Below are 23,450 nucleotides of genomic sequence, written 5' to 3' on the forward strand. Positions count from 1 at the left end.
CGCCGGACGGGACCGCTCCGGCGGTCCGTCCGGCGGAGCGGTCGAGCCCGGTCAAGCCCGTGAGCGACCTCCCGGCCCGTCCGGCGAACGCCCATCGGGCGGACCCGGTTCGGCCGGCCTCGGTCAGCCGGCCGAGCAGCTCGGCAGTCCCGCCGTGTCCCCGCTCTTGATCTTCTTCAGGGAAGCCGTCGCGTCCTTGATGGTCTTGACCCGGACCAGGGTGAGACCGTCCGGAATGTCCGAGGCGGCCGACGCACAGTTGTCGTCCGGCGTCAGGAAGTACCGCGCACCCGCGTCCCGCGCGCCGACGAGCTTCATCCCGATACCGCCGATCGGGCCGACCGTCCCGTTGTCGTCGATCGTGCCGGTGCCGGCGATGAACTCGCCGCCCGTCAGATCGCCGGGTGTGATCTTGTCGATGATCCCGAGCGCGAACATCAGACCCGCGCTCGGTCCGCCCACATCGGCCAGCTTGATGTCGATCTCGAACGGGAACGTGTGGTCCGGCCCTGCCTGGATCCCGACGACGGCCCGGTCCTTGTCCTCGTCCGACTTCTCCGTCTTGACCGTGATCTTCTCGGAACCCTCGGGCTCCTTGCCGGCCTTCTCGGCCGCCTGCGCGACCTTGGCCGGAACGATCGTGAAGACGACGTCCTCGCCCGGCTCGCGCTTGGTGACGATGTCGCCGACGTCCCGCGGCGCCTTGACGCTCGTGCCGTCGACCGCCTTGATGACGTCACCGGCGTGCAGCGTGCCGTCGGAGGGGCCGTCCTTGAACACCGCGGCGACGACGACCCGCGACGTGACGGGGATGTTCTCCTCCTTCAGGGCCGCGACCTTCGCGCTCTCCTGGGACTGGCTGAACTCCTCGGCGTTCTCCTGCGTGGACTGCTCTTCCGTCTTGCCGTCCGGATAGAGGGTGTTGTGGGGCACCACGATGTTGTCGTGCGACAACCAGCCGTAGACCGCCTCGACCACATTCATCTTGTAATCCGCGCCGGTGACCCTGACGGTCGTCATATTGAGATGACCCGTCGTGGGATAGGTCTTCCGGTCGGGAATGTGGAGCACCGGCTCGCCATTCGCGTCGCCCAGTGTGTTCACCGTCGGGCCGGGACTCATTTCCGCGTACGGAACGGGGATGAAGACTCCCGCACAGAGCAGCGCGATGAGGACGAGGGTGGAGGCGAGCATCGTCGCGGTGCGGCGTGGCATGGAACGACAGTACGGGAAGGGTCTGTCAGTGCACCCCCGGGGCCGGTCCGTACGGGGCGACTTGGCCCCGGCGCGTGGCCGGACGGGGCGGGCCGGGAGGAGCTCGGCCGGGCCGACGGAGGGTGCGGGCGGGGGCGCCTCAGGCAGCGTCCGTCGTGCCGGGGTGGGACTTCGACATCGCGTCCCGGAAACGCGCGTAGCCGGCGAGCTCGGCTATGTCTCCGGTGGTTCGGTTCCTCGAAACCCAACTTCCCCATATCGCCGCGCCGACCGCGGCGAAGAGCGGAATCAGCAACCAGGCAAGCGCGGCCATCCCGACCTCCTTACCTATGTATGTGTGCGAACCGACTGATCAGCAGATTAGTCATCTGCTGCTTCAACGCTCCGGGCAGGGGTGCGGTTACGCAAATCGGACCACATGGGAACGGAGGGCGACAGGGAAGTCCGGGAGGGGTGTCAGCAGGCCCCGACCCATTCCTCCGTACCGTCGGAGAATGTCTGGCGCTTCCAGATCGGCACCTCGTGCTTGAGGTCGTCGATCAGCCTGCGGCAGGCCTCGAAGGCCTCCGCGCGGTGCGGACAGGAGACGGCGACGACGACCGCCAGATCTCCGACGGCGAGGTCACCCACACGGTGGACGGCCGCCAGTGCGCGGACGGGGAAGTCGGCGACCACCTTCTCGGCCACCCGGCGCAGCTCGGCCTCGGCGGACGGGTGACAGGAGTATCCGAGGGTGTCGACATCGGAGCCCCCGTCGTGGTTCCGGACCGTCCCGACGAACAGGGCGGTGCCGCCCGCCGCGTCGTCCCCGACGGCCCGGAAGATCTCGTCGACGGACAGCGGGGTGTCGCGTATCGCCAGCAGCCGGACGGGGTCCTGTGCCGCCCGCTCGCCCGGGTGCGCCTCGATGCGTGCCATGCGCCCCATCGTGCCGTACGGCACCGGCATCACGTAATGGCGCGTTCGACCGGCGCTCGGGCCGCCCGCTTGGAGCGTTCTACCGAGCGGCCTCCTGCTGAGCGGCCTCCCACGGAGGCGAGGGCGGACGGGCGGGGCCGCTGGCTAGAGGCGTCGGCGCGCCTTACGGGCCCGCCGTACCACCGCCGCCGCGCCGAGCAGGGCGACCGTCGCACCGGCGGCGCCGGCGGCCGTGGCGTCCTTACGGCCGAGACGGCGGCCCGCGACGGTGTGACGGCCCTCCACCTCTTCGAGGAGCGCGCCGAGGACTTCCTCGTTGGTCCACCGGGGCCGCCAGCCGGCGTCGTGCAGCCGGCTGACGCTGACCACCCAGGGATGCATCGTGTAGGCGAGGTCGCCTGCCGGGGACGGCGTGAGGCCGATCCGGTGCAGCCTGGCGGCGGCGCCCAGGGCGACGGCGGACGGCAGCTCCATGCGGCGGATGCCGCTCAGCTCCTCGATCTCCTCCTGTTCGAGCCAGCCGTCGCAGCCGACCGCGAACTCGCCGTCGACCTTCTCCAGCGCGGCGTACTCCAGGGCGCTGACCAGGTCGTCGACGTGGCAGAACTGCCAGGTGGGCCGGGAGCCCGTCACGACCAGCAGCCGGGGCGACTCGAAGTAGCGGGTCAGGGCGGTGTCCGTGCCGCCGACGAGGACGGCGGGCCGTACGACCGTGACGTTCAGGCCGGGGTGCGCGCGGGGCGCCCGGCGGCCGAGCCGCTCGATCTCCAGCAGGTCGCCGACGCCGGTGGCCTCCGCGGTGGCCCGCAGTTCGGCGTCCTCCGACAGAGGGATGTCGTTGTCGGGCAGCGCCCCGTAGACCATGGCCGACGTGCACAGGACGACCCGGTGCACGCCCGCCGCCGCGGCGGCGGTGAGCACGGTCTGGGTGCCGCGGACGTTGTAGGCCGTACGGGCCGCCGCGTCCCGCTCCAGGTCCAGGTCGAGCGCCAGGTGCACCACCACGTCCGCGCCGCGCAGTTTCTCGGCGATGGCCGGGTCCCGTACGTCGAGGATGTGCCACTGCGCCTCGGTCACCTCCCCGCGGCGCTCGTCGATCGCGACGACCTGCTTGATCTCCTCGGATGCCGCCAGGCGCCGGGTGAGCAGGTCTCCGACGCCCGAGGCGGCTCCGGTGACCGCGACGACGGGGCCGCGTGGCGATGTCGAGGTTGAGCGGTTTCGCGCTGCGCGAACCTGCGGATCTGGGGAACTCACCGGGCGTCTCCAGCGGTTGTCTTCAGTACGGACGTGTATGACACGTACGTACCAGGTGGCGTCCATCCTGCCGCAGGCCAAGCGTTGGCGGAGCACCGAGCCCGGATGCGGCCTCGGATGTCTACGCTGGGTGGTGTTGTCGGGCAGTCGCCGTCGGCGGATAAGCCGGCGGCCCTACGAGCCGAGGAAACCCGTGAGTGACACCCCATTCGGATTCGGCCTTCCGCCGGAGGAGCCAGAGGACGGCGACGGCAAGAAGAACGACCCCACCGGAGGTGGTCAGGGTGCCGGCGGCCGGGGCGGAGGGGGAAACCCCTTCTCGGGGTTCGGCCTGCCCGGCGGCCCGGGCGGTCCCGGTGGTCCCGGCGGGGACAACCCGTTCGCCGCCATGTTCGGGTCGATGAACCCGAACGACCTGGGCGCGGCCTTCCAGCAGCTCGGCCAGATGCTGAGCTACGAGGGCGGTCCCGTGAACTGGGACATGGCCAAGCAGATCGCCCGCCAGACGGTCGCGCAGGGCACGCCCGACGGCACGAAGGACGCCAGCGTGAGCCCCGGCGAGCGGATCGCGGTCGAGGAGGCCGTGCGGCTGGCCGACGTCTGGCTGGACGGCGTGACGTCCCTGCCGTCCGGCGCGGGATCGACCGTGGCGTGGAGCCGCGCCGAGTGGGTCGAGGCGACGCTCCCCGCCTGGCAGCAGCTCGTCGACCCGGTGGCCGAGCGGGTGGGCGCGGCGATGAGTGACGTGCTGCCGGAGGAGATGCAGGCCATGGCGGGCCCGCTGATCGGCATGATGCGCTCCATGGGCGGCGCCATGTTCGGCCAGCAGATCGGGCAGGCCGTGGGCGTGCTGGCGGGCGAGGTGGTCGGTTCGACCGACATCGGGCTGCCGCTGGGACCGGCCGGCAAGGCCGCGCTACTCCCGCTGAACATCGCGACCTTCGGTAAGGATCTCGGCGTTCCGCAGGACGAGGTCCGGCTGTATCTGGCCCTGCGCGAGGCCGCCCACCAGCGGCTCTTCGCCCATGTGCCGTGGCTGCGGTCGCATCTGTTCGGCGCCGTCGAGGGCTACGCCCGGGGCATCAAGGTCGACGCCTCCAAGCTGGAGGACGCCGTCAGCCAGCTCGACCCGTCCAACCCCGAGCAGCTTCAGGAAGCACTTCAGCAGGGCATGTTCCAGCCGGAGGACACGGTCGAGCAGAAGGCCGCCCTGGCCCGCCTGGAGACCGCGCTCGCGCTGGTCGAGGGCTGGGTGGACGCGGTGGTGCACGAGGCCGCCAAGACCCGGCTGACGTCGGCGGACGCGCTGCGCGAGACGCTGCGCAGGCGGCGCGCTTCGGGCGGCCCGGCCGAGCAGACCTTCGCCACCCTCATCGGCCTTCAGCTGCGCCCCAGGCGCCTGCGGGACGCCTCCCGGCTCTGGGCCTCGCTCACGGACGCGCGGGGCGTGGACGGCCGCGACGGGCTGTGGGAGCACCCGGACATGCTGCCGACGGCCTCGGACCTGGACGACCCGGACGGCTTCGTGCACCACGAGCACGCGGACTTCTCCGAGCTGGACAAGATGCTCGGAGAGGCGGCGGGCGGCAAGCCGAAGCTGGAGAAGGACACCGACCCAGGCAGCGAGGGCGCCGAGGGCGACCCGGGCAAGGGTGACGACGAGGGCAAGGACGACGGCGCCAAGTGAGCCTGCACGACGACGCCGTCCGCGTACTGGAGACGTACGACGGGCAGGACGACGGGCAGCACGAGCTGCGGCGGATCTATCTGGCGCACTTGGCGGCCCGTCCGGACGGGATGTGGAAATCCTGTGAGACCGGGCATGTCACGGCCAGCGCCCTGGTGATCGACCCAGAGCGGAGCCGTGTCCTGCTCACCCTCCACAAGAAGCTGGGCAAGTGGCTTCAGATGGGCGGGCACTGCGAGCCGGGGGACGGTTCGCTCGCGGACGCGGCGCTGCGCGAGGCCACGGAGGAGTCCGGGATCCCGGGACTGACGCTGCTGGCGGGCGGGGGGCCGCCCGTACAGCTCGACCGGCACGCGATTCCGGCGCCCTGTCACTGGCATCTGGATGTCCAGTACGCGGCTCTGGCGCCGGTCGGCGCGGTCGAGGAGATCAGCGAGGAGTCGCTGGATCTGCGCTGGTTCGCGTACGAGGAGGTGGCGGCGGTCGCCGACGGATCGGTCGTACGCCTCCTGGACCGTACGCGCGCCGCGCTGTCGGCGCGGGTGCACGGCTGAGGCCGCGCGGCGCTCTCAACCGGCTCGACCCGGCGGGGGCGGCCTCCGAGGAGACCGCCCCCGAAGGACCGGAGAGACCGGCCGAGTTGTCAGCCGCGGCTGTTCCAGGCGTTGTTCTGGTTCTGCCCCTGGGCGCCCTGCTGGCCCACGCCGAACTGCGCGAGCGCGCCCTGCCCGATCTCCGCGTTCTGCGGGGGCATGACCTCGCTGGGCTGCACAAGCGCGAAGCCCTGGCCGAGGAAGCTGAGATCCCAGCCCTCGCCCGTGTTGCCGCGGCGGCGCCGTATGCCCGAGGAGTGTGTCTGCGCCTGCATCTGCACCCGCAGCGCGGAGGACCACGCCACGATCGCGTCGGCGTCGACGCTGACGTATTTGTCCGGCGTCACGTGCATCATCAGCGGCTGCCCGGATGTCATCAGGGCGACCTTGCCCCGGCCCGAGATGTTGAGCTGGTACTTGCCGGAGCCTGAGATGCCGTACTGGCTGTCCACCGCGATGACCTCGGTGTGCAGCGTGGAGTCGAGCGCCAGGACATAGGCGCTGTCGACGGTCATGCCCTCCTGGTCGACATCCACGACGTGCACGTACTGCGCGAGGTTGGCGAAGTAGACGGTGCCCTGACCCGAGCAGCGCATCAGGTCGAGGCCCTCGCCGGTGTTCGCCCTGGCGCGCCGCTGGCCCTGGGACTGGTACTCACCGTCGAAGTCGATGAGTCCCTGGTAGGCGACCATCGCGCCCTTACGGGCGAGGACGTCGTCGTGGCCGGTGAGCGCGACCCGCAGCAGTTGCGGGTTCTGCACGACATAGCGGTCCTGGGACTGCGTTTCCGCGTGTCCGAAAAGCGGGCTCTGCATGCTGTTCTCCTCCCCTCAGCCCCGGATCCGCAGGCGGTCGGTGCTGTCCTCGCTCGGTTGTACGACGACGAGGCCCTGGCCCGAGAAGGCCATCTGGTAGGCCTCCCCGCTGCCCCGCCCGATGAGCGACGAGGCCTTGAAGCTCCGCTTGCCCTTCACCTTGAGCCCGGGTGACCAGGCCACAAGGGCGTCGGGGTCGACGTATGTCTCGTCCTCGCCACGGCCGCAGTCGACGACGGTCGGCGTGCCGCGCGAGGTCAGCGCGACCCAGCCGGTCCCGGCGACCGTGACGTTCCACAGGCCCTGTCCGGCGAACTTGGCCAGCCCCTTCACCTTCTCGACGCCCCACTGGAGGTGCGCGTCGAAGGCCAGCAGGTTGGTGCCGTTGACCGAGAGCGAGTCGTTGTCGAGGTTGATGACGACGATGTCGGCGCCGTAGTCGGCGAGGTAGAGCAGGCCGTCTCCGGCGCACTTCATGATCGGTGCGCCTTCGCCCGTCACCCACTGGCCGGCGATCTGGCGCGCGGCGGGCGGATTGGGCTCGTATTGCACGAAGCCCTCGTACGCGACCATCGAGCCGGTGCGCGCGTAGAGGTCCTGCCCACTGGTCATGGCGACCTTGAGCATGGTGCGGCCGTGATTCTCCATCCGGGCCGTGACGGGGGTCGGGGCGAAGCCCGCGAGTTGCTGGTTCATGTGCCGGGCTCCCTCAGACCTCGTACGGCTGGACGACGATGAAGTTGCCGGGAGCTCCCCGGAACTGGAGGTTCACGGTCTCTCCGCTGTGCCCCGGATACGCGTTGCGGCGCAGCCGGACCTGGCTGGAGAGGATCACCTGGGACGCGGCCGACCAGGCGACGACGGCGTTGCAGTCGGCGAAGGTCGTGGGCGTGACCGGCAGGACGACCGGGACACCGTGGGTCTTCACGACGACGGTGCCGGTGCCCTGGAACTGCATGGTGAACAGGGCTCCACCGGGGATGCCGTGGCCCTCGATGCGGCGGACCTCGTACTGAAGGGACTCGTCGAAGGCGAGGACGTTCTCCGCGGAGACGCAGATTCCGTCACCCTGGAGTTCGATCGGGTGCAGATGCGCGCCCTCCTCGGCGAGGAACACCTGGCCGCGGCCGGAGCAGCGCATCAGCTGCATTTCCTGCCCGGTCGCGTTCCCGACGATGCGGCCCGCGAAGCCGGCGCTCTTGTAGCCGAAGTCGACCTTGCCCTGATACATGACCATGCTGCCCTGGCGGGCCAGGACGGGGGTGCCGCCCATGGCGAGGTCGACCCGCATGAGCTGCTGGTTCTGCGGGGTCCAGCGCTGGCCGGTGGCCGCCTCACGGTACGGCTGGAGCGCCGCCTGAAGGCCCGCGCCGCCCTGCTGGCTCGCTTGCGGGATGCCGGGGGGTGGTGCTCCCTGGCTTCCGTACGGAGGCGGCACCGACTGCCCGTACGCCGAGGGCGAGGGCGCGCCGGGCGGCTGTCCCTGACCGGGGAACTGGCCGGGGGTCTGGCCCGGAGGCTGGCCGGGGATCTGGCCGAACTGCGGGGGCTGCGGCGCCTGCGGCCGGCCGGGCGGCTGCGCGTACGGCGACGGCGCGGGCGCCGGTGCCATCGGCGCGGCGACGGTGGGCGCGCCGTGCATCGGGTCAGGGGCCGGTGGCGGGGCCGGAGCCGGCGGCGGCGGCGGCGCACCGAACGACGGAGGCGGCTGCGGGGCTGGTGGCGCGGCCGGGGCTCCGAAGGACGGAGCGGGCGCGGCGCCGCCGGGCGGCGGGGCGAACGACGGGACGGCTCCACCGGCGGGCGGCGGGGCCGCGGCGGGCTCCTCCTCGGCAACTTCGCCGCCGAAGTTCTTCAGCAGTGCGTCGAGACCGCCGTCGAAGCCCTGGCCGACGGCGGCGAACCGCCAGACGTCCTTCAGATAGAAGTCTCCGAGCATCACCGCGCGCTCGGTGCTGAACTCGGAGCCGTTGAACGCGTATCGGACGACTTCTTCGCCGCCGGCCACTATCCGGATGTATCCGGGGCCGACTTGGGACATCTGTCCGGCGCCGTCGATGGTGGCGGTGAAGGAGAGCCGGTGGATGTTCGCCGGAATGCGGTCGAGGGTGACGCGGAATGACTCGGTGTCCCCCGACTGCGCGCCCAGCAACTGGACTGATTCCTCAGGGGACTTCGGCTGATTGAAGAAGATGAAATACCGGTCGTCCGAGAGCTGTTCATTGGCGTCGAGGCCGAAACAGCTGATGTCGAACGTCAAGCCGGGTGCCGCGATCTGCACACCTACGTACAGATCCGTACCCTGCGTGAGGTCACTGATCTTGGCCTTGTGGCCGCGTTGGAATTCCCTGGCCATGCGTAACGACCGTCCCCCATCCCGAGCTGAACACGTCGCGTCAGGCTAACGGTTAAGTCCGGCAATGAGCCAAGTCGGTACACGTTCGGTACACGATCACCGAGAGAGTGCCGTCACTCTCCGGGAGCGGCGGGCAGCTGCGGCAGCCGCTCGGCGGCGACGACACCTTCGAGGTAGCCGCGGGCCCGTTCGGTGCGTGGATACGCCTCCAGCAGCTCCCAGAAACGCGGGCCGTGTCCCGGCACGAGCAGATGGGCGAGTTCGTGTACGAGCACGTAGTCGACGACGTACTCGGGCATGCCCTGGAGCCGGTGCGACAGGCGGATACTGCCCTCGGCCGGGGTGCAGGAGCCCCAGCGGGTGTTCTGGTTGGTGACCCAGCGGACGGACGCGGGGCGGGCCCGGCCCTCGAAATACTGCTCGGACAGCCGTTTGGCGCGCTCGGCCAGATCGCTGTCACGCAGGACGCGCTTGCTCTCCTGCGCCGCGAGTTTGTCGAGCATTACGGTGACCCAGCGGCGCTCCTCGGCCTCCGACATCCGGGCGGGAATGAGCACGATGGTGCGGTCGCCCTCGCGGTAGGCCGAGACCGTCCTGTTGCGCCGGGCGCTCCTGCGGACTTCGACGGCGCTCGTCGCCGGGCCGCGCTGCGGGCGGCCGGTCACGCCGCGCTCTTCGCTTCCGGCGCTGTGCGGTGGGGATTCCCCCGCAACGCGAGGGGAAGGGTCGGCGGACACGCTTCGACGTTACCCGCTGTCAGTGGGGGAAGTCCCGTCACGGGGACCTTTCGATCTTGGTCCACTCCATACACCCGTCATTTGAACGACTAATTCCCCACGCTTGTGGATAACTCTTCGCACCTCTCACCGGTTCCCTGCATTCTGGAATCGGATCGGACATCAGGCATCACGGGGGAGACGCAAATGCATCCAATGGTGAAACCCGCGCTGCGCCGGGCTTGGCGGGAGCGGCAGACCGTGCAGTTCGGAATCACACCCGCGCACGCGGTGGTGGTGGGCCCGGTCGATACGGCCACGGGCAGTTTTCTCGACCTGCTCGACGGCACGCGAGGGCTTGTGCTGCTGCGGGAGGAGGCGCGGACGATGGGGTTGCCGGACGGCAAGGCGGACGCGCTGGTGGACCGGCTCGCGGCGGCCGGGCTGCTCGACGACAGCACGGCGGGCGGGCGGGCCGCCGAAGCGTTACGGAATCGAAAGGTCGAGCTCGACCGGTTGCGGGCGGATCTGGCGTCGCTGTCCGTCATTCACCGGGAGCCGGGCGCGGCGATGGAGCGGCTGGCGGCTCGGCGCACCATGCGCGTCCAGGTGCGCGGGGCGGGTCGTGTCGGCGCGGCCGTCGCCTCGGTGCTCTCGGCCTCCGGGGTGGGCCGGGTGGATGTGCTGGACAGCGGGCTCACCCAGGCGTGGGACGTGGCGCCGGGCGGACTGCCCGCGGAGTCGGTCGGTGAGCGCAGGGACGCGGCGGCCCGGCATCTGGTGCGGCGCTCGGCACCCGGCCGATCTGTCAGAGCGGCGCCGGGCCCCCGGGCGGCGGCCGACGCGACGGTGTCCGGTCCGGGCGGGGCGGAGAGGGGGGTCGCGGACGGGCCGCCGACGGTCGGGAGAGGGACCGGGCGGCCCGACCGCGCCGACGAGCGTGCGGCGACGGCGAGCGGTGGCGGGGCGGGTCTGTCGCTGGTGATCGTCGCCCCACGGGACGGGCTCGCGGCCTACGCCCCGGACCCGGCGTCCGCCGAGCGCTGGATCGCCACCGGGACTCCCCATCTTTACGCGGGAGTTGTCGAGGCCACGGGTGTGGTGGGTCCACTGGTGCTGCCGGGCGCCACAGCGTGCGCGGGCTGTCTGACGGAGGAGCGGATCAGCCGGGAGCCGGGGTGGCCCCTCATGTTGGCGCAGTGGCGGTCGGGGCGCAGGGCGTCGGTCACACCGGCCTGTGACCTGGGGCTCGCCACCACCGTGGCCGGTCTCACCGCCGCCCACGCGCTGTCCTTCCTGGACGGGGAGCTGCCGGCGAGCACCGGTGCGCGCTGGGAGATCACGCTGCCCCTGCTCGACTGGCGTTCGGAGCGGTTCGTGCCGCATCCCGCCTGCCGCTGCGGGGCCGCCGGAGAATCGGAGGGAGAGGGGATGACCGTGCCCGGCACGCCGCACGACACAATGGTGGGATAACCGCCGTAGGCGGCTCGGCTGTCTGGGAATTGGAGGGGCGTATGTCTGATCTTCCCCGGAAGGCGGTCACCCGAACTGCCAAGTTGGCCGCGCTGCCACTGGGCTTCGCCGGTCGTGCCACTTGGGGTCTGGGTAAGCGGATCGGCGGCAAGTCCGCGGAGATCGTGGGCCGGGAGCTCCAGCAGCGCACGGCGGACCAGCTCTTCAAGGTCCTCGGCGAGCTCAAGGGCGGGGCCATGAAGTTCGGCCAGGCGCTGTCCGTCTTCGAGTCCGCGCTGCCCGAGGAGGTGGCGGGGCCCTATCGGGCGGCGCTCACCAAGCTCCAGGAGGCGGCCCCGCCGATGCCGACCAGCACGGTGCACAAGGTACTGGCTGAGCGGCTCGGTGAGGAGTGGCGAGAGCTGTTCCTGGAGTTCCAGGAGAAGCCGTCGGCCGCCGCCTCGATCGGCCAGGTGCACCGGGCGGTGTGGCACGACGGGCGGGATGTGGCCGTCAAGGTCCAGTACCCGGGCGCCGGCGAGGCGCTGCTGTCCGATCTGGCCCAGCTGAGCCGGTTCGCCCGGCTGCTGGGGCCGCTGATCCCGGGCATGGACGTCAAGCCCCTGATCACCGAGTTGCGCGACCGGGTGTCGGAGGAGCTGGACTACGAGTTGGAGGCGCGGGCCCAGCGGGAGCACGCGGCGGAGTTCGCGGACGATCCCGATGTGGTGGTGCCCGATGTGGTGCACCAGTGTGACCAGGTGCTGGTCACGGAGTGGATCGACGGCATGCCGATGGCCGACGTGATCGCCGACGGCACCGACGAGCAGCGCGACCGCGCGGGCCAGTTGCTGGCGCGCTTCCTCTTCTCGGGCCCGGCCCGTACGGGGCTGCTGCACGCGGACCCTCATCCGGGCAACTTCCGGCTGCTGCCGCCCGCCGGCGCCGGGGAGGACGGTATGGCGGCCGAGGGTGAACTGCGGCTCGGTGTGCTGGACTTCGGCACCGTGGACCGGCTGCCGGGCGGACTGCCCGAGACGATCGGTGAGTCGCTGCGGCTGACGCTGGAGGGCGACGCCGAGGCGGTGTACGAACTGCTGTGCACGGAGGGGTTCGTCAAGGAGTCGATCGATCTCGACCCGGACGCGGTGCTGGAGTATCTGGTGCCGATCATCGAGCCGGCGGAGGCGGACGAGTTCACCTTCAGCCGTGGCTGGATGCGCAACCAGGCGGCCCGGATCGGCGACCCGCGTTCCCCGGCCCACCAGTTGGGGAAGCAGTTGAATCTGCCGCCCGCGTATCTGCTGATACATCGCGTCACGCTCAGCACGATCGGTGTGCTGTGCCAGCTGAACGCCACGGTGCGGCTCCGCGAGGAGCTGGAGGAGTGGCTGCCCGGCTTCCTCCCGGAGGAGTACGCGTACGAGGAGGAGACCGAGGCCGAGGCGGGCGCCTAGGGCCTCTCGTTTGGATCTTCGGGGATCGGCCCGGGGCGTCCGGTGCGGTGCGTCGCAAGGCGGAGGATCGGCCTCGTACTGGACGTACTCGGATGCCTTCGAAAACGCCGACAACGAAGCGAGGCGCCGTGCCAGGCGACCCGGACCCCCCGAAGACCCGCCGGACAGGACCTAGGGCGTCCGAGGTTCGGCCTCATGCGCTGGACGGGCTTGTCGAGCCCGTCCGGCGTATGAGGACAAGGCACGCAGCCCGTCCGGCAATTGAGGACAGACGCGGCCGGAGAACGCACCGCGGGGGCCGGTCCTTGAGGACCGGCCCCCGCGTCAGAGGCACCTACGGCTTGTGGCGTTGTCGCTGCCGGCCGGTGGTGGTCAGTTCATGACCGCCATGGCCAGCGCGCGGCGGGCCCGCATCGACACGCGCTCGGCGCGGCGCTGCATCCGCCGAGCGGCGACCAGGCGCACGGCCTGGCGTTCCGCGTCGGCTTCACGCAGGCGCTCGGTCATATGCGCGCGTGCCATGGCTTCTGGGATGAGTTGCATCTCGCGGGTCCTGTTCTGACGCGAGTCGCTCGCGCCGGTGGTACTGACAGCTGAAATGGCGGAGCCGGACGGCTCTCGCAGGGAAGAGGTCATGAGGGCCTGCTTCTTGGGATCGTGCGTGAAAGGGCGGTCGATGGTTCCGGTGGCGTTCATGCCGCGACCGGGTTCTTGCGCGGACGGCCACGGGGCCGCTTGCGGGCAACGACCACGCCCTGGATGAAGAGCTCGCCGCCCCAGACACCCCACGGCTCACGCCGCTCCTTGGCGCCGGCGAGGCAGGCCTCCATCAGCGGGCAGGTGCGACAGAGCGACTTGGCGTACTCGACGTCGGCCGGGGACTCCGCGAAGAAGACCTCCGGGTCGTAGGCACGGCAGGGAACGGGTACGCCGAGGTTCTCGATGGCGTCGTCGAGCGCGGTGAGCGCCGTGAGCGGGGTCAAGGTGGAGTCCTCCGTGCGGCATTGCGGGGTGATCGTTTCGGAAGGCGGTACGGACGGGGCGTGCGCTTCGAGTTGCACGGTGGTGTCTTCCTCGTCTGGTCGGTCCGACCTGTTGGCCGGGTGTCGGCTGGTACCGGGTGGTGCTCTTCCCGAGGCCCCTTCGCTCCGCCTGTCCCGTTCGGGAAAAACAGAAGGGCCGCGGATCCCGGGTGGGGTTCCGCGGCCCTGAAGGCGCCGGCCTGATCGTGAATCAGGCTGGATCACTCCAGGGTTCAGGCCCACGGAAGGCCCACATCGTGTGGTGCTGCTTCGTCTGCTGCTTCGCTTCGGCACCGGCTGCCGCGAACGCATAGGCCGTGGCCTCTGCTGCCGCTAGTTCTGCCGCCAGTGCCTTGCTCGGTCGCTCATTGCCGCCCTTGGCGGGAACCGCCACGGGGTTGATCCGGCCGGTGTTGAAGCACGGCAGACCGGTGGCGACGCTGAACGGAGTTCCCTCAGTGGCGAGCAGGCCGGAGAGCGATACGTCGAACGCGCAGGCGGAGACGACCGAGGGATCGGTCATTTTGGCGGTGCTGACGAACTTGCTGATGATGCTGATCACTGGAATCGCCTCCTCTCGGCGTATCGAAATCCGGATACCACTTCGGACAAGTAGAGCACGGGGACAGGGCTTCGGAGAAGCCCGCTGTTCCCGATGGTTAAGAACCTATGGTGAGTCGCGGGGCGGGCGCAAACTATTTTTTCGACGATTTTGCATCAGCTGTCCTCGTCCTCCGTCGCAAGCTCCTCACCTGCACAGATGGCAAGGACATCGGCTCCGAACCGCTCCAGCTTGCGACCCCCGACCCCCGAGATCCTGGACAGCTCACCGTCGTCACCCGGCACCGACTCGGCGATCGCCATCAGTGTCTTGTCGGTGAACACGCAGTACGCGGGCTGGCCCAGTTGCCTCGCCTGGTCGGAGCGCCACTCGCGCAGCCGCTCGTACAGCGCCTCGTCCATGTCCGAGGGACAGCCCTCGCAGCGCATCAGCTTCATCTCGCCCGCGTCCGTCAGTGTCGTGCCGCAGACGCGGCAGAGCACCGGACCGCGCCGCTTGCGCCGGCCGCCACGCTCGGCCGCACCGCCCGCCGCCGCGCCCGCGCCGCGTGTTCCTGGGGCCGAGGAGCCCGGCCGCAGGCCGCTCAGGAAGCGGGTGGGGCGTCGGGAGGCCCGGCCGCCGGGGGCCCGGGAGAGCGCCCACGACAGGGAGATGTGCAGCCGGGCGCGGGTGACCCCCACATACAGGAGCCTGCGCTCCTCCTCGACCTGTTCATCGGTCTTGGCGTACGTGATCGGCATCATGCCCTCGGTCAGACCGACCAGGAACACGGCGTCCCACTCCAGGCCCTTGGCCGCGTGGAGCGAGGCGAGGGTGACTCCCTGGACGGTCGGGGCGTGCTGAGCGGCGGCGCGCTCGTCCAGCTCGGCCACCAGATCGCCGAGAGTCGCCTCCGGCTTGGCCCGGACGAAGTCCTCGGCGAGACGTACGAGGGCGGCCAGCGACTCCCAGCGGTCACGCACGGCGCCCGAGCCCGTGGGCGGTTCGGTGGTCCAGCCCTTGGTGGAGAGCACCGCCCGCACCTGCGACGGCAGGTCGACGACATCGTCGAGCAGGGAGTCGTTGCCGCCGAAGCGGGCCGCGCCGCGCAGGGCGGCGCCCGCCTCCCGTACCTCCTGGCGCTCGAAGAACCGCTCCGCGCCCCGGAGTTGGTAGGGCACTCCGGCGTCGGCGAGAGCCTGTTCGTAGACCTCCGACTGGGCGTTGATCCGGTACAGCACGGCGATCTCGCCGGCCGGGACGCCCGCCGCGACGAGGTCGCGGATGCGGCGCGCGGTGCCCTCGGCCTCGGCCGGCTCGTCCGCGTACTCCGTGTAGACGGGCTCGGGGCCCGCTTCGCGCTGTGAGATCAGTTCCAGCCGGTGCTCGGCGGCCCGGCCGCTGGCTTGATTCAGCAGGCCGTTGGCCAGGTGCACGACCTGGGGGGTGGAGCGGTAGTCACGGACCAGTTTGACCATCGTCGCGCTCGGGTGACGGGTGCGGAAGTTCAGCAGATGGTCCGGGGTGGCGCCGGTGAACGAGTAGATCGTCTGGCTGGCGTCGCCGACAACGCACAAGTTCTCCCGGTCGCCCATCCAGAGGTCGAGGAGCCGTTGCTGGAGGGGGCTGACGTCCTGGTACTCGTCCACCACGAAGTGCTGGTACTGGCTGCGGATCTGGTCGGCGATGTCGTGCCGGTCCTGGAGGATGCCGACCGTGAGCAGCAGGACGTCCTCGAAGTCGATCACCGACCTGTCCCGTTTCAGCTGTTCGTACATCGCGTAGATCTGGCCGATCTCCGCCGGGTCGCGCGGGGCGTCGCGGTGGGACTTGGCAACGGCGGCCGGATAGTCGGCGGGCACGGTCTGGGTGACCTTGGCCCACTCGATCTCGCCGGTGACATCCCTCAACTCGTTGCGGTCGAGCCTGATCCGGCAGCGGGCGGCCGACTCCGCGACGAGCTGGACCTTGCGCTCCAGCAGCCGGGGCAGCTCGCCGCCGACCACCTTCGGCCAGAAGTACTGGAGCTGGCGCAGGGCCGCCGAGTGGAACGTGCGCGCCTGGACACCGCCGGCCCCGAGCTGGCGCAGCCGCCCGCGCATCTCCCCCGCCGCCCGGTTGGTGAAGGTGACGGCGAGGACGCTGGCGGGCTGGAGGATCCCGGCCCGCACGCCGTACGCGATCCGGTGCGTGATGGCGCGCGTCTTGCCCGTGCCGGCACCGGCCAGCACGCACACCGGACCGTGCAGCGCCGTCGCGACCTCGCGCTGCTCGGGGTCGAGCCCGTCGAGCACCGCGTCGGCGTCGCGCGGCGGGGCCACGATCTGGCTGCCGTCGGAATCCTGCGGGAAGAGTGAGGAGTGCGTTGCTGCTGTCACCCCGCCATGCTGCCAGGTCCGGTGAGGGTGGTGCGGCACTTGTCCACAGGGGAGTCTCGTTGGTCGTACAAGTACGGGAATGGTGACCAGGTCACGTACGTTCTCCTCACAGCGAAGACATTTCGAGCCTGCCTGAGGAGCCGAGAAGACATGCCGGGGACCGTGACGATGTACAGCACCACATGGTGCGGATACTGCCGTCGACTCAAGGGCCAGATGGACCGCGAAGGCATCGCGTACACCGAGATCAACATCGAGCACGACCCGGATTCGGCGGCATTCGTGGAGAAGGCGAACGGTGGCAATCAGACCGTCCCGACGCTGCTCTTCGACGACGGGTCGACGTTGACGAACCCGTCCCTCGCGCAGGTCAAGCAGAAGGTCGGCGCCTGAGCCCACGGGCACGGCCGCGGCGTGACACGAGCGGGCCACGACATGACAGACGCGACAGGACGCGACACCGCAGGAGCCCTCGCCGACCGGCGGGGGCTCCTACGCGTTCCGGTCAGTTCAGCGGCTTCGGCAGCGGCTTTCCGTACCAGAGCTCCGTCAGCCGCGCCGCGATCGAGATGCCCGTCGGCGGAAGGACGTCGCCCGACTCGATCGCCGCCCGCAGGTCGTCGCGGGAGAACCAGCGCGCCTCCTGGATCTCGTCGCCGTCCACGGTGATCTCGGAGGAGGTGGCGCGGGCCATGAAGCCCAGCATCAGGCTGGAGGGGAACGGCCAGGGCTGGCTCGCGACGTACTCGACGTCACCGACCGTGATGCCCGCCTCCTCGAACACCTCGCGGGCCACGGACTGTTCGATCGACTCCCCCGGCTCCACGAAGCCCGCCAGCGTCGAGAACCGCCCCTCCGGCCAGTGCACCTGGCGGCCGAGGAGCGCGCGGTCCTGCTCGTCGGTGACCAGCATGATCACGGCGGGGTCGGTACGGGGGTAGTGCTCGGCACCGCACGCCTGGCAGCGGCGGATGTGGCCGGCCGCCGCGATCACCGTGCGCTCGCCGCAGCGGGAGCAGAAGCGGTGCAGCCGCTGCCAGTTCTCCAGCGCGACGGCGTGGACCATCAGGCCCGCGTCCCGCGGGGACAGCAGCAGCCCGGCCTCGCGCAGCCCCGCAGGGCGCGCCGACTGGTCCATACGGCCCGGCAGGGTGTCCTTCTGGAGCGCGAAGTAGCTGACCCCGTCCTCGTCCGTACCGAGGAAGTAGCGGTGGGTCTCGGTGAGGGGGGCCTCGAAGGACGGGGTCATGACGAGTTCGGTCCGCCCGTCCGGGGTGTCGTCTATCAGCACCTGGCCGGCGGAGACCACGAAGACCCGCGTCGTCGGGTGGCTCCAGGCGGCGGCCAGCCACGCCTCGTCGAGGCGGTGGTGCGCGGCCCGGTCGATGCCGCTGTGGGAAGTGAGGACGATCGGCCGGTCTGCGGCGGTGTCTGAGCCGCTGGTGGTGATGCTCACTGGTACTTCCAACTCCCCCGGATGGATGGGTGTCTGTTCAGCGGAGAGCGGCGGCGAGATCGCTCCAGAGGTAGGCGGTCGTCTCCACGCCCTTCATAAGGAGGTCGATCTCGACCTTCTCGTCGGGCGCGTGCCAGCCGTCGGACGGTACGGAGATGCCCAGGAAGAGCACGGGTGCGCCGAGCACGTCCTGGAGGTCGGCGGCCGGTCCCGAGCCGCCCTCGCGGGTGAAGCGGATCTTCTGGTCGAAGGCGCGGCCCATGGCCCGTACGACCGACTGGAGCGCGGGGTGGTCCAGTGGGGTCAGGCAGGGGCGGGTGGAGGCGGCGAAGGTGGTCCTGTGGCGGATGCCGGCCGGGATCCGGGTGTCGATCCAGTCGCCGACGGCGCGCTCGATCCGGTCCGGGTCCTGGCCCGCGACGAGCCGGAACGAGAGCTTCAGCCGGGCGGACGACGGGATGATCGTCTTGCCGCCGGGTCCCTGATAGCCGCCCCCGATGCCGTTGACCTCGGCGGTGGGACGCGTCCAGACGCGCTCCAGCGTGGAGTGGCCCGCCTCGCCGAGCGTGCCGTGCGACTTGGCCGTACGCAGCCACGCGTCCTCGTCGAAGGGCAGTTCGGCGATGAGCGTGCGCTCGGCGTCGGTGAGCGGCACGATGCCGTCGTAGAAGCCGGGCACGGTGACCCGCTCGTCCCCGTCGTGCAGCGCGGCGACGAGGCGGGCGGCGACGGTGGCCGGGTTGGGTACGGCGCCGCCGAAGGAACCGGAGTGGATGTCCTGGTCGGGGCCGTACAGCTCGATCTCGCACTCCGCGAGGCCGCGCATCCCGGTGCAGACGGTGGGGGTGTCCGCGGACCACATGCCGGTGTCGGAGACGATCACGGCGTCGGCGGCGAGACGGGTCGCCCGCTCCTCCACCAGCGCGCGGAAGTGCGGTGAGCCGGACTCCTCCTCGCCCTCCACCAGCAGTTTGAGGTGCACGGCGGGGGTGGTGCGGCCGGTGGCGGCGAGATGGGCGCGGACGCCGAGGGTATGGAAGAAGACCTGCCCCTTGTCGTCGGCGGCGCCCCGCGCGTACAGCCGGCCGTCCTGGACGACGGGGTCGAAGGGGTCGCTGTGCCAGCCGTCCTCGCGGGCGGCGGGCTGCACGTCGTGGTGGCCGTAGACCAGGACGACGGGAGCCCGGGGGTCGTCGGACGGCCATTCGGCGAAGACGGCGGGGGCGCCGGGGGTCTGCCATATCTCCGCGACCGGGAAGCCGGTCTCGCGCAGTTTCGCCGCGAGCCAGTCGGCGCTGCGCCGTACGTCCGCGTGGTGGTCGGGCTGCGCCGATACGGACGGGATGCGCAGCCACTCGGCGAGGTCGTCGAGGAAGGCCGCGCGGTGGGACTGGATGTAGTCACGGGTGTGCGTACGGACGGCGCTGTCCGGGGTCTCGCTCATACATCGAGCCTATCCGGCTCCGGGGGTGGTCTCGTCTGCCGTTCGCCGTTCGAGATGCGGTTCTGGCGTGTGTTCGCCAGAGACGGTGGCGGAGGTGTGCTCGGTGCCGGGGTCCGTCCCCGGCTCGGCGCCCTGGTCCGTGCCGTGGCCGTACAGGAGGAGGTGTTCCAGTTCGGTGCGGCCGGGCAGGCCCTGGGGGCGTACGGCCTCGCCGCTCCGTACGTAGAGGAACGTGGCCGTGACCGCTTCCGGCGCGATGTTGTGCCGCTCGGCCCAGGCCAGGCGGTAGACGGCGAGCTGGAGCGGGTCGGCGGTACGGCCGCGGCTGGTCTTCCAGTCGACGATCTCGTACGTGACGGTGTCCGTCAGCGGGTCGATGTCGCGGTACACCGCGTCGATACGGCCCCGGATCACCCGGCCGCCGAGGGTGAGCTGGAACGGCGCCTCGACGCGGTACGGCGTGCGCCGGGCGTACGGGGTGCGGTCGAAGGCCTCCTTGAGAGCCGCCAGGTCACGTTCGTCGGCGATCTCCGGCTCGTCGGCGGCGCCGCCGGGCAGCTCGTCGGGGCCGAGCATCGGGAGCGGCAGCTCCTCGAACCGCGACTCCACCCAGGCGTGGAACCGGGTACCCCGGCGCGCGGCGCGTTGCGGCGGGCGGGGCATGGGGCGGGCCAGCTCCTGCGCGAAGCCGTCGGGGTCGGCGGCGAGGCGCAGCAGTTGGGAGGCGGAGAGCGACGGCGGTACGGGGACGTCGCGGACGCGGGCGCGGGCGCGCAGCAGCTCGCCGGAGAGGGCGTCGAGGTCGCGGTCCCAGGAGGCGAGGGTGCGGGTCTCCTCGGGGGTGAGGCGTTCCCCGTCGGCCGGGGGGCGGGGGCCGGGCAGGCGCGCGGGACCCGCCGCGCCGACCTCGTCGACCGCGTCGACCCGGTGCTCCGGGTGCTCGCGCCCCGTCTCCCAGTCGTCCCAGTCCGCCAGATCGTCGTGCTCCCACTCCTCGGGCTCGTCCGTGGGGTCGTGTGCGGCGTGTGCGGCGTGTGCGGCGTGCGGATCGCCGTACGCGTGGCCGTACGGCTCGTCCAGGTCGTCGTACGCGTCGTCCGGCGGCGGGGCGTCCTCCTCAGGAGGAGGCTCGCCGTACGGCGTCCCGCCCGCCCCGGCGGACGCCGTCAGCGCGTCCAGGTGCGCCAGGACCGTGTCCGCCGCCGTGCGGCGGCGGGCCAGGGACTCCGGGTCCAACGGCAGCGGCCACGCCCGCACCGTGTCCGCCGTGAGCAGCGCGGGGTTCTCGTCGGACTCCGGGGGCTCGTCGGCCCACACCTCGATCTCGCCGAAGCCCGCCGCGCAGTGGTCGTACAGGGCGTGCAGGAAGTCCGAAGGACCGCGGGCGCGCTTCTGGGTCGGGCCCCACCAGTGGCCCGAGCCCAGCAGCAGTGAGCGCGGGCGGGTGAATGTCACATAACCCAGGCGCAGTTCCTCCGTGTGCTGGTGGGTGCGCATCTCGTCCTTGAACGCCTTGAGACCCTTGGCGTCCCACTCCGGGACGTCCGGGAGCGTCGGGGCGTCGCCGCGCAGGGCGTGCGGCAGGACCTTCGACTGGGACGTCCAGGCCTCGCGCGCCTTGCTGTTGGGGAACTGTCCGGTGACCAGGCCGGGGACGGCCACGACGTCCCACTCCAGGCCCTTGGACTTGTGCGCGGTGAGGACCTTCACCGTGTTCTCGCCGCCGGGCAGCGCGTTGTCCAGGCCCTTCTCGTACTGCGCCGCCGTCCTGAGGAAGGCGAGGAAGGCGAGGAGTGTGGCGTCCCCGTCGAGCGCGGCGAAGGAGGCCGCCGTGTCGAGGAAGTTGCCCAGGGTCTCGCGCCGCCGCGCGGCCAGGGCGTGCGGGGACGCCGAGAGTTCGACCTCCAGGCCGGTGGTGGCGAGGACGCGGTGCAGTACGTCCATCAGCGGGTCGGCCAGCGAGCGGCGCAGATCGCGCAGTTCGACCGCGAGCCGGGCGAAACGGACGCGTGCGGCGGCGGAGAACGGCAGGCCGTCGTCCTTGCCGCCGGCCGACTCCAGGAACGTGTCGAGCGCGTCGGCCAGCGATATCACCTCGGCGGGGTCGGTGCCCTCGACCGCCGCCGCCAGTCGTTCGTCGGCGTTGTCCGCATCGGCGCCGCTCGCGCGGTGCACCAGCAGTCGGGCTCGACGGCCGAGGAGTGCCAGATCGCGGGGGCCGATACGCCAGCGCGGGCCGGTGAGCAGCCGTACCAAGGAGGCGTTGGCGCCCGGGTCCTGAAGGACTTCGCACATCGCCACGAGATCGGCGACCTCCGGGAGATGGAGCAGCCCGGACAGGCCGACGACCTCGACGGGCACGTCACGGGCGACGAGCGCGCTCTGGATCGCGGGGAAGTCACCGGCGGTACGGCACAGCACCGCGATCTCGGCGGGCTCCTTGCCGGTGCGCACCAGATGCGCGATGGAGTCGGCGAGCCAGTCCAACTCCTCGGCATGGGTACGCAGGAGGGCGCACCGCACGATGCCGTCGCGTTCGGCGCCGGGCGCGGGTCGCAGCGCCTCCACGCCCTCGTGCATCGCGCGCAGCGGGCCGGCGAGGCCGTTGGCGAGGTCCAGCAGTCGGCCACCGCTGCGGCGGTTCTCGCTGAGCGAGAAGCGGGCCGCCGGGGTGCCGTCGGCGCCCGGGAAGTGGGAGGGGAAGTCGTCCAGGTTGGCGACGGAGGCGCCGCGCCAGCCGTAGATCGCCTGGCAGGGGTCGCCGACGGCCGTCACCGCGTGGCCGGTGCCGGCGCCGAAGAGGCCCGACAGGAGCAGGCGTTGGGCGACGGACGTGTCCTGGTACTCGTCGAGCAGCACGACGCGGAACTCGTCGCGCAGGATTCGGCCGACCTCGGGCCGGGTGAGGGCAAGCCGCGCCGAGAGGGCGATCTGGTCACCGAAGTCGAGCAGGTCGCGGGTGCTCTTGGCCGCGCGGTACCGGCCGACCAGGTCGAGCAGTTCGCGGCGGGCGGTGGCGGTCTCGGGCACCTTGCGCAGGTCGGCGTTGGTGAGCCGGGTGCCTTCGAGGGTGCGCAGCAGTTCGGTGTCGTACGCGGCGAGTTCACCGGTCGGGACGAGATGCTCGGCGAGTTCGGCGTCGAGTGCCAGCAGATCGCTGACCAGGGCGGGGAACGATCTGGTCAGGGAGGGATACGGGCCGGGGGCCTCCTTCAGCACCCGCGCGGCCAGTTGGTAGCGCGTGGCGTCGGCGAGCAGCCGGGCGGACGGCTCCAGACCTATCCGCAGGCCGTGGTCGGTGAGGAGCTGTCCGGCGAACGCGTGGTACGTGGAGATGCGGGGCTCGCCCGGAGGGTTGTCCTGGTCGAGCAGGTCGGGATCGGTCACCCCGGCCCGGACGAGCGCCTTGCGGACCCGCTCGGCCAGCTCACCCGCCGCCTTGTTGGTGAAGGTGAGGCCGAGGACCTGCTCGGGAGCCACCTGGCCGGTGCCCACGAGCCACACCACGCGGGCGGCCATCACCGTCGTCTTGCCGGAGCCCGCCCCGGCCACGATCACCTGCGGGGCGGGCGGTGCGGTGATGCACGCCGTCTGCTCCGGGGTGAACGGGATGCCGAGGAGTTCGTTGAGCTGCGCGGGGTCGGTGATACGTGCGGACACTTCAGAGAGGCTATCGGGGACCACTGACAGCAGAACGACGGACAGATCCGACAGAACGGGACGTCACGGCCATCGGGTGCCGGACGTCACGGCGAACAGCGAAGTCCACGCCGGCCGCGCGGCCGTCAGTTCGCGAGGTCCCAGACACGTACGGTGCCGTCCCGGCCCGCCGTCAGCACGACGTGGCGGCCGTCGAACGGCGTGATCGCCACGGTCCAGATCTCACCGCGATGTCCGGCCAGGGGTGGCCCGATCTGCCGGCCACCCTCAAGATCCCAGATCCGCGCCGTGCCGTCGTCGCTGCCGGTCACCGCGAGTGTCCGCCCCCCGATCACAGCGGCGTCCAAGGCGGAGACACGGCTCTCGTGCCCGGTGGCCGGATTCCCGACCGCCCCGTCCCCTCCCACGAAGAGCCGCGAAGGGGGCCTGCATGAGGGGGATTCACCCGAGAGGATTCACCCGAGGGGATTCATCCGGCGAGCG

The 23,450-nt window shown here is 71.1% G+C and carries 21 protein-coding genes; 5 read left to right on the forward strand and 16 right to left on the reverse strand.

Translation table 11 applies throughout. The features are described from left to right. Positions 1 to 123 precede the first annotated feature (123 nt). The 4 genes from OG700_RS11960 to OG700_RS11975 form a co-directional block, all read right to left on the reverse strand. A complete protein-coding gene (locus tag OG700_RS11960; RefSeq protein ID WP_405612617.1) occupies positions 124 to 1,215 on the reverse strand; it encodes a PDZ domain-containing protein in 1,092 nt (363 codons plus the stop codon). A gap of 139 nt (positions 1,216 to 1,354) precedes the next feature. Beyond that, complete coding sequence (locus tag OG700_RS11965; RefSeq protein ID WP_405612619.1) at positions 1,355 to 1,528, reverse strand: hypothetical protein; 174 nt, start codon at positions 1,526 to 1,528, stop codon at positions 1,355 to 1,357. A 143-nt stretch (positions 1,529 to 1,671) separates the two neighbouring features. Beyond that, on the reverse strand, positions 1,672 to 2,133 hold the full coding sequence (locus OG700_RS11970; RefSeq protein WP_405612621.1) for a molybdenum cofactor biosynthesis protein MoaE: 462 nt from the start codon (positions 2,131 to 2,133) through the stop codon (positions 1,672 to 1,674). A gap of 144 nt (positions 2,134 to 2,277) precedes the next feature. Continuing rightward, the gene (locus OG700_RS11975; RefSeq protein ID WP_405612624.1) at positions 2,278 to 3,390 is read right to left on the reverse strand and encodes an SDR family oxidoreductase; all 1,113 of its coding nucleotides are present in this window, start codon (positions 3,388 to 3,390) and stop codon (positions 2,278 to 2,280) included. Between the two features lie 193 nt (positions 3,391 to 3,583). Here OG700_RS11975 and OG700_RS11980 point away from each other — a divergent pair, with 193 nt between their 5' ends. After that, positions 3,584 to 5,077 carry a zinc-dependent metalloprotease gene (locus OG700_RS11980; protein WP_405612626.1) on the forward strand — a complete coding sequence of 498 codons (1,494 nt, stop codon included), beginning with the start codon at positions 3,584 to 3,586 and terminating at the stop codon, positions 5,075 to 5,077. Further along, positions 5,074 to 5,631 carry an NUDIX hydrolase gene (locus OG700_RS11985; RefSeq protein WP_405612628.1) on the forward strand — a complete coding sequence of 186 codons (558 nt, stop codon included), beginning with the start codon at positions 5,074 to 5,076 and terminating at the stop codon, positions 5,629 to 5,631. Before OG700_RS11980 ends, OG700_RS11985 begins: the two co-directional genes overlap by 4 nt. An 89-nt stretch (positions 5,632 to 5,720) precedes the next feature. Here OG700_RS11985 and OG700_RS11990 read toward each other — a convergent pair whose 3' ends face one another. The 4 genes from OG700_RS11990 to OG700_RS12005 form a co-directional block, all read right to left on the reverse strand. Beyond that, positions 5,721 to 6,485 (reverse strand): AIM24 family protein, encoded by a 765-nt coding sequence (locus OG700_RS11990; RefSeq protein WP_405612630.1) that lies wholly within the window; start codon positions 6,483 to 6,485, stop codon positions 5,721 to 5,723. A 15-nt stretch (positions 6,486 to 6,500) separates the two neighbouring features. Then, complete coding sequence (locus OG700_RS11995; protein ID WP_405612632.1) at positions 6,501 to 7,181, reverse strand: AIM24 family protein; 681 nt, start codon at positions 7,179 to 7,181, stop codon at positions 6,501 to 6,503. A 13-nt stretch (positions 7,182 to 7,194) separates the two neighbouring features. After that, positions 7,195 to 8,841 carry a TerD family protein gene (locus OG700_RS12000; protein WP_405612634.1) on the reverse strand — a complete coding sequence of 549 codons (1,647 nt, stop codon included), beginning with the start codon at positions 8,839 to 8,841 and terminating at the stop codon, positions 7,195 to 7,197. 113 nt (positions 8,842 to 8,954) lie between these two features. Continuing rightward, a complete protein-coding gene (locus OG700_RS12005) occupies positions 8,955 to 9,578 on the reverse strand; it encodes a M48 family metallopeptidase (protein WP_405612637.1) in 624 nt (207 codons plus the stop codon). A gap of 186 nt (positions 9,579 to 9,764) precedes the next feature. Here OG700_RS12005 and OG700_RS12010 point away from each other — a divergent pair, with 186 nt between their 5' ends. Further along, on the forward strand, positions 9,765 to 11,030 hold the full coding sequence (locus OG700_RS12010; RefSeq protein ID WP_405612639.1) for a TOMM precursor leader peptide-binding protein: 1,266 nt from the start codon (positions 9,765 to 9,767) through the stop codon (positions 11,028 to 11,030). Between the two features lie 41 nt (positions 11,031 to 11,071). Then, positions 11,072 to 12,466 carry an ABC1 kinase family protein gene (locus OG700_RS12015; protein WP_405612641.1) on the forward strand — a complete coding sequence of 465 codons (1,395 nt, stop codon included), beginning with the start codon at positions 11,072 to 11,074 and terminating at the stop codon, positions 12,464 to 12,466. Positions 12,467 to 12,838: 372 nt separating this feature from the next. Here the strand turns inward: OG700_RS12015 and OG700_RS12020 are convergent, their stop codons facing one another. The 4 genes from OG700_RS12020 to OG700_RS12035 form a co-directional block, all read right to left on the reverse strand. After that, entirely contained in the window at positions 12,839 to 13,162 is a 324-nt protein-coding gene (locus OG700_RS12020) for a hypothetical protein (protein ID WP_405612643.1), read from the reverse strand. Further along, complete coding sequence (locus OG700_RS12025; RefSeq protein WP_405612646.1) at positions 13,159 to 13,527, reverse strand: WhiB family transcriptional regulator; 369 nt, start codon at positions 13,525 to 13,527, stop codon at positions 13,159 to 13,161. Before OG700_RS12025 ends, OG700_RS12020 begins: the two co-directional genes overlap by 4 nt. A 172-nt stretch (positions 13,528 to 13,699) precedes the next feature. Further along, positions 13,700 to 14,050 carry a hypothetical protein gene (locus tag OG700_RS12030; RefSeq protein WP_405612649.1) on the reverse strand — a complete coding sequence of 117 codons (351 nt, stop codon included), beginning with the start codon at positions 14,048 to 14,050 and terminating at the stop codon, positions 13,700 to 13,702. 155 nt (positions 14,051 to 14,205) lie between these two features. Then, entirely contained in the window at positions 14,206 to 16,407 is a 2,202-nt protein-coding gene (locus tag OG700_RS12035; protein ID WP_405612651.1) for an ATP-dependent DNA helicase UvrD2, read from the reverse strand. A gap of 150 nt (positions 16,408 to 16,557) precedes the next feature. On the opposite strand from OG700_RS12035, the gene OG700_RS12040 reads away from it, so the two are divergent. Further along, entirely contained in the window at positions 16,558 to 16,800 is a 243-nt protein-coding gene (locus OG700_RS12040) for a mycoredoxin (protein ID WP_242574344.1), read from the forward strand. A gap of 112 nt (positions 16,801 to 16,912) precedes the next feature. Here OG700_RS12040 and nudC read toward each other — a convergent pair whose 3' ends face one another. The 4 genes from nudC to OG700_RS12060 all read right to left on the reverse strand — a co-directional run bounded on the left by nudC (position 16,913) and on the right by OG700_RS12060 (position 23,374). Beyond that, entirely contained in the window at positions 16,913 to 17,857 is a 945-nt protein-coding gene (gene nudC / locus OG700_RS12045; RefSeq protein ID WP_405621623.1) for an NAD(+) diphosphatase, read from the reverse strand. 43 nt (positions 17,858 to 17,900) lie between these two features. Further along, positions 17,901 to 19,307: a dipeptidase gene (locus tag OG700_RS12050; protein ID WP_405612653.1), complete on the reverse strand. Its 1,407-nt coding sequence runs from the start codon at positions 19,305 to 19,307 to the stop codon at positions 17,901 to 17,903. 9 nt (positions 19,308 to 19,316) lie between these two features. Next, positions 19,317 to 22,967 (reverse strand): UvrD-helicase domain-containing protein, encoded by a 3,651-nt coding sequence (locus OG700_RS12055; RefSeq protein WP_405612655.1) that lies wholly within the window; start codon positions 22,965 to 22,967, stop codon positions 19,317 to 19,319. A 125-nt stretch (positions 22,968 to 23,092) separates the two neighbouring features. Next, on the reverse strand, positions 23,093 to 23,374 hold the full coding sequence (locus OG700_RS12060; protein WP_405612657.1) for a hypothetical protein: 282 nt from the start codon (positions 23,372 to 23,374) through the stop codon (positions 23,093 to 23,095). Positions 23,375 to 23,450: the final 76 nt, after the last annotated feature.

The sequence above is a fragment of the Streptomyces sp. NBC_01508 genome (genome assembly GCF_045040315.1).
Lineage (GTDB): Bacteria > Actinomycetota > Actinomycetes > Streptomycetales > Streptomycetaceae > Streptomyces.

What these genes read in the sequence shown, in the direction of transcription:
- OG700_RS11960 (WP_405612617.1), bottom strand. Translation starts at nt 1,215, where the DNA reads ATGCCACGCCGCACCGCGACGATGCTCGCCTCCACCCTCGTCCTCATC.
- OG700_RS11990 (WP_405612630.1), bottom strand. Translation starts at nt 6,485, where the DNA reads ATGCAGAGCCCGCTTTTCGGACACGCGGAAACGCAGTCCCAGGACCGC.
- OG700_RS11965 (WP_405612619.1), bottom strand. Translation starts at nt 1,528, where the DNA reads ATGGCCGCGCTTGCCTGGTTGCTGATTCCGCTCTTCGCCGCGGTCGGC.
- OG700_RS11970 (WP_405612621.1), bottom strand. Translation starts at nt 2,133, where the DNA reads ATGGCACGCATCGAGGCGCACCCGGGCGAGCGGGCGGCACAGGACCCC.
- OG700_RS12010 (WP_405612639.1), top strand. Translation starts at nt 9,765, where the DNA reads ATGCATCCAATGGTGAAACCCGCGCTGCGCCGGGCTTGGCGGGAGCGG.
- OG700_RS12015 (WP_405612641.1), top strand. Translation starts at nt 11,072, where the DNA reads ATGTCTGATCTTCCCCGGAAGGCGGTCACCCGAACTGCCAAGTTGGCC.
- OG700_RS12020 (WP_405612643.1), bottom strand. Translation starts at nt 13,162, where the DNA reads ATGAACGCCACCGGAACCATCGACCGCCCTTTCACGCACGATCCCAAG.
- OG700_RS12040 (WP_242574344.1), top strand. Translation starts at nt 16,558, where the DNA reads ATGCCGGGGACCGTGACGATGTACAGCACCACATGGTGCGGATACTGC.
- OG700_RS11995 (WP_405612632.1), bottom strand. Translation starts at nt 7,181, where the DNA reads ATGAACCAGCAACTCGCGGGCTTCGCCCCGACCCCCGTCACGGCCCGG.
- OG700_RS12050 (WP_405612653.1), bottom strand. Translation starts at nt 19,307, where the DNA reads ATGAGCGAGACCCCGGACAGCGCCGTCCGTACGCACACCCGTGACTAC.
- OG700_RS12000 (WP_405612634.1), bottom strand. Translation starts at nt 8,841, where the DNA reads ATGGCCAGGGAATTCCAACGCGGCCACAAGGCCAAGATCAGTGACCTC.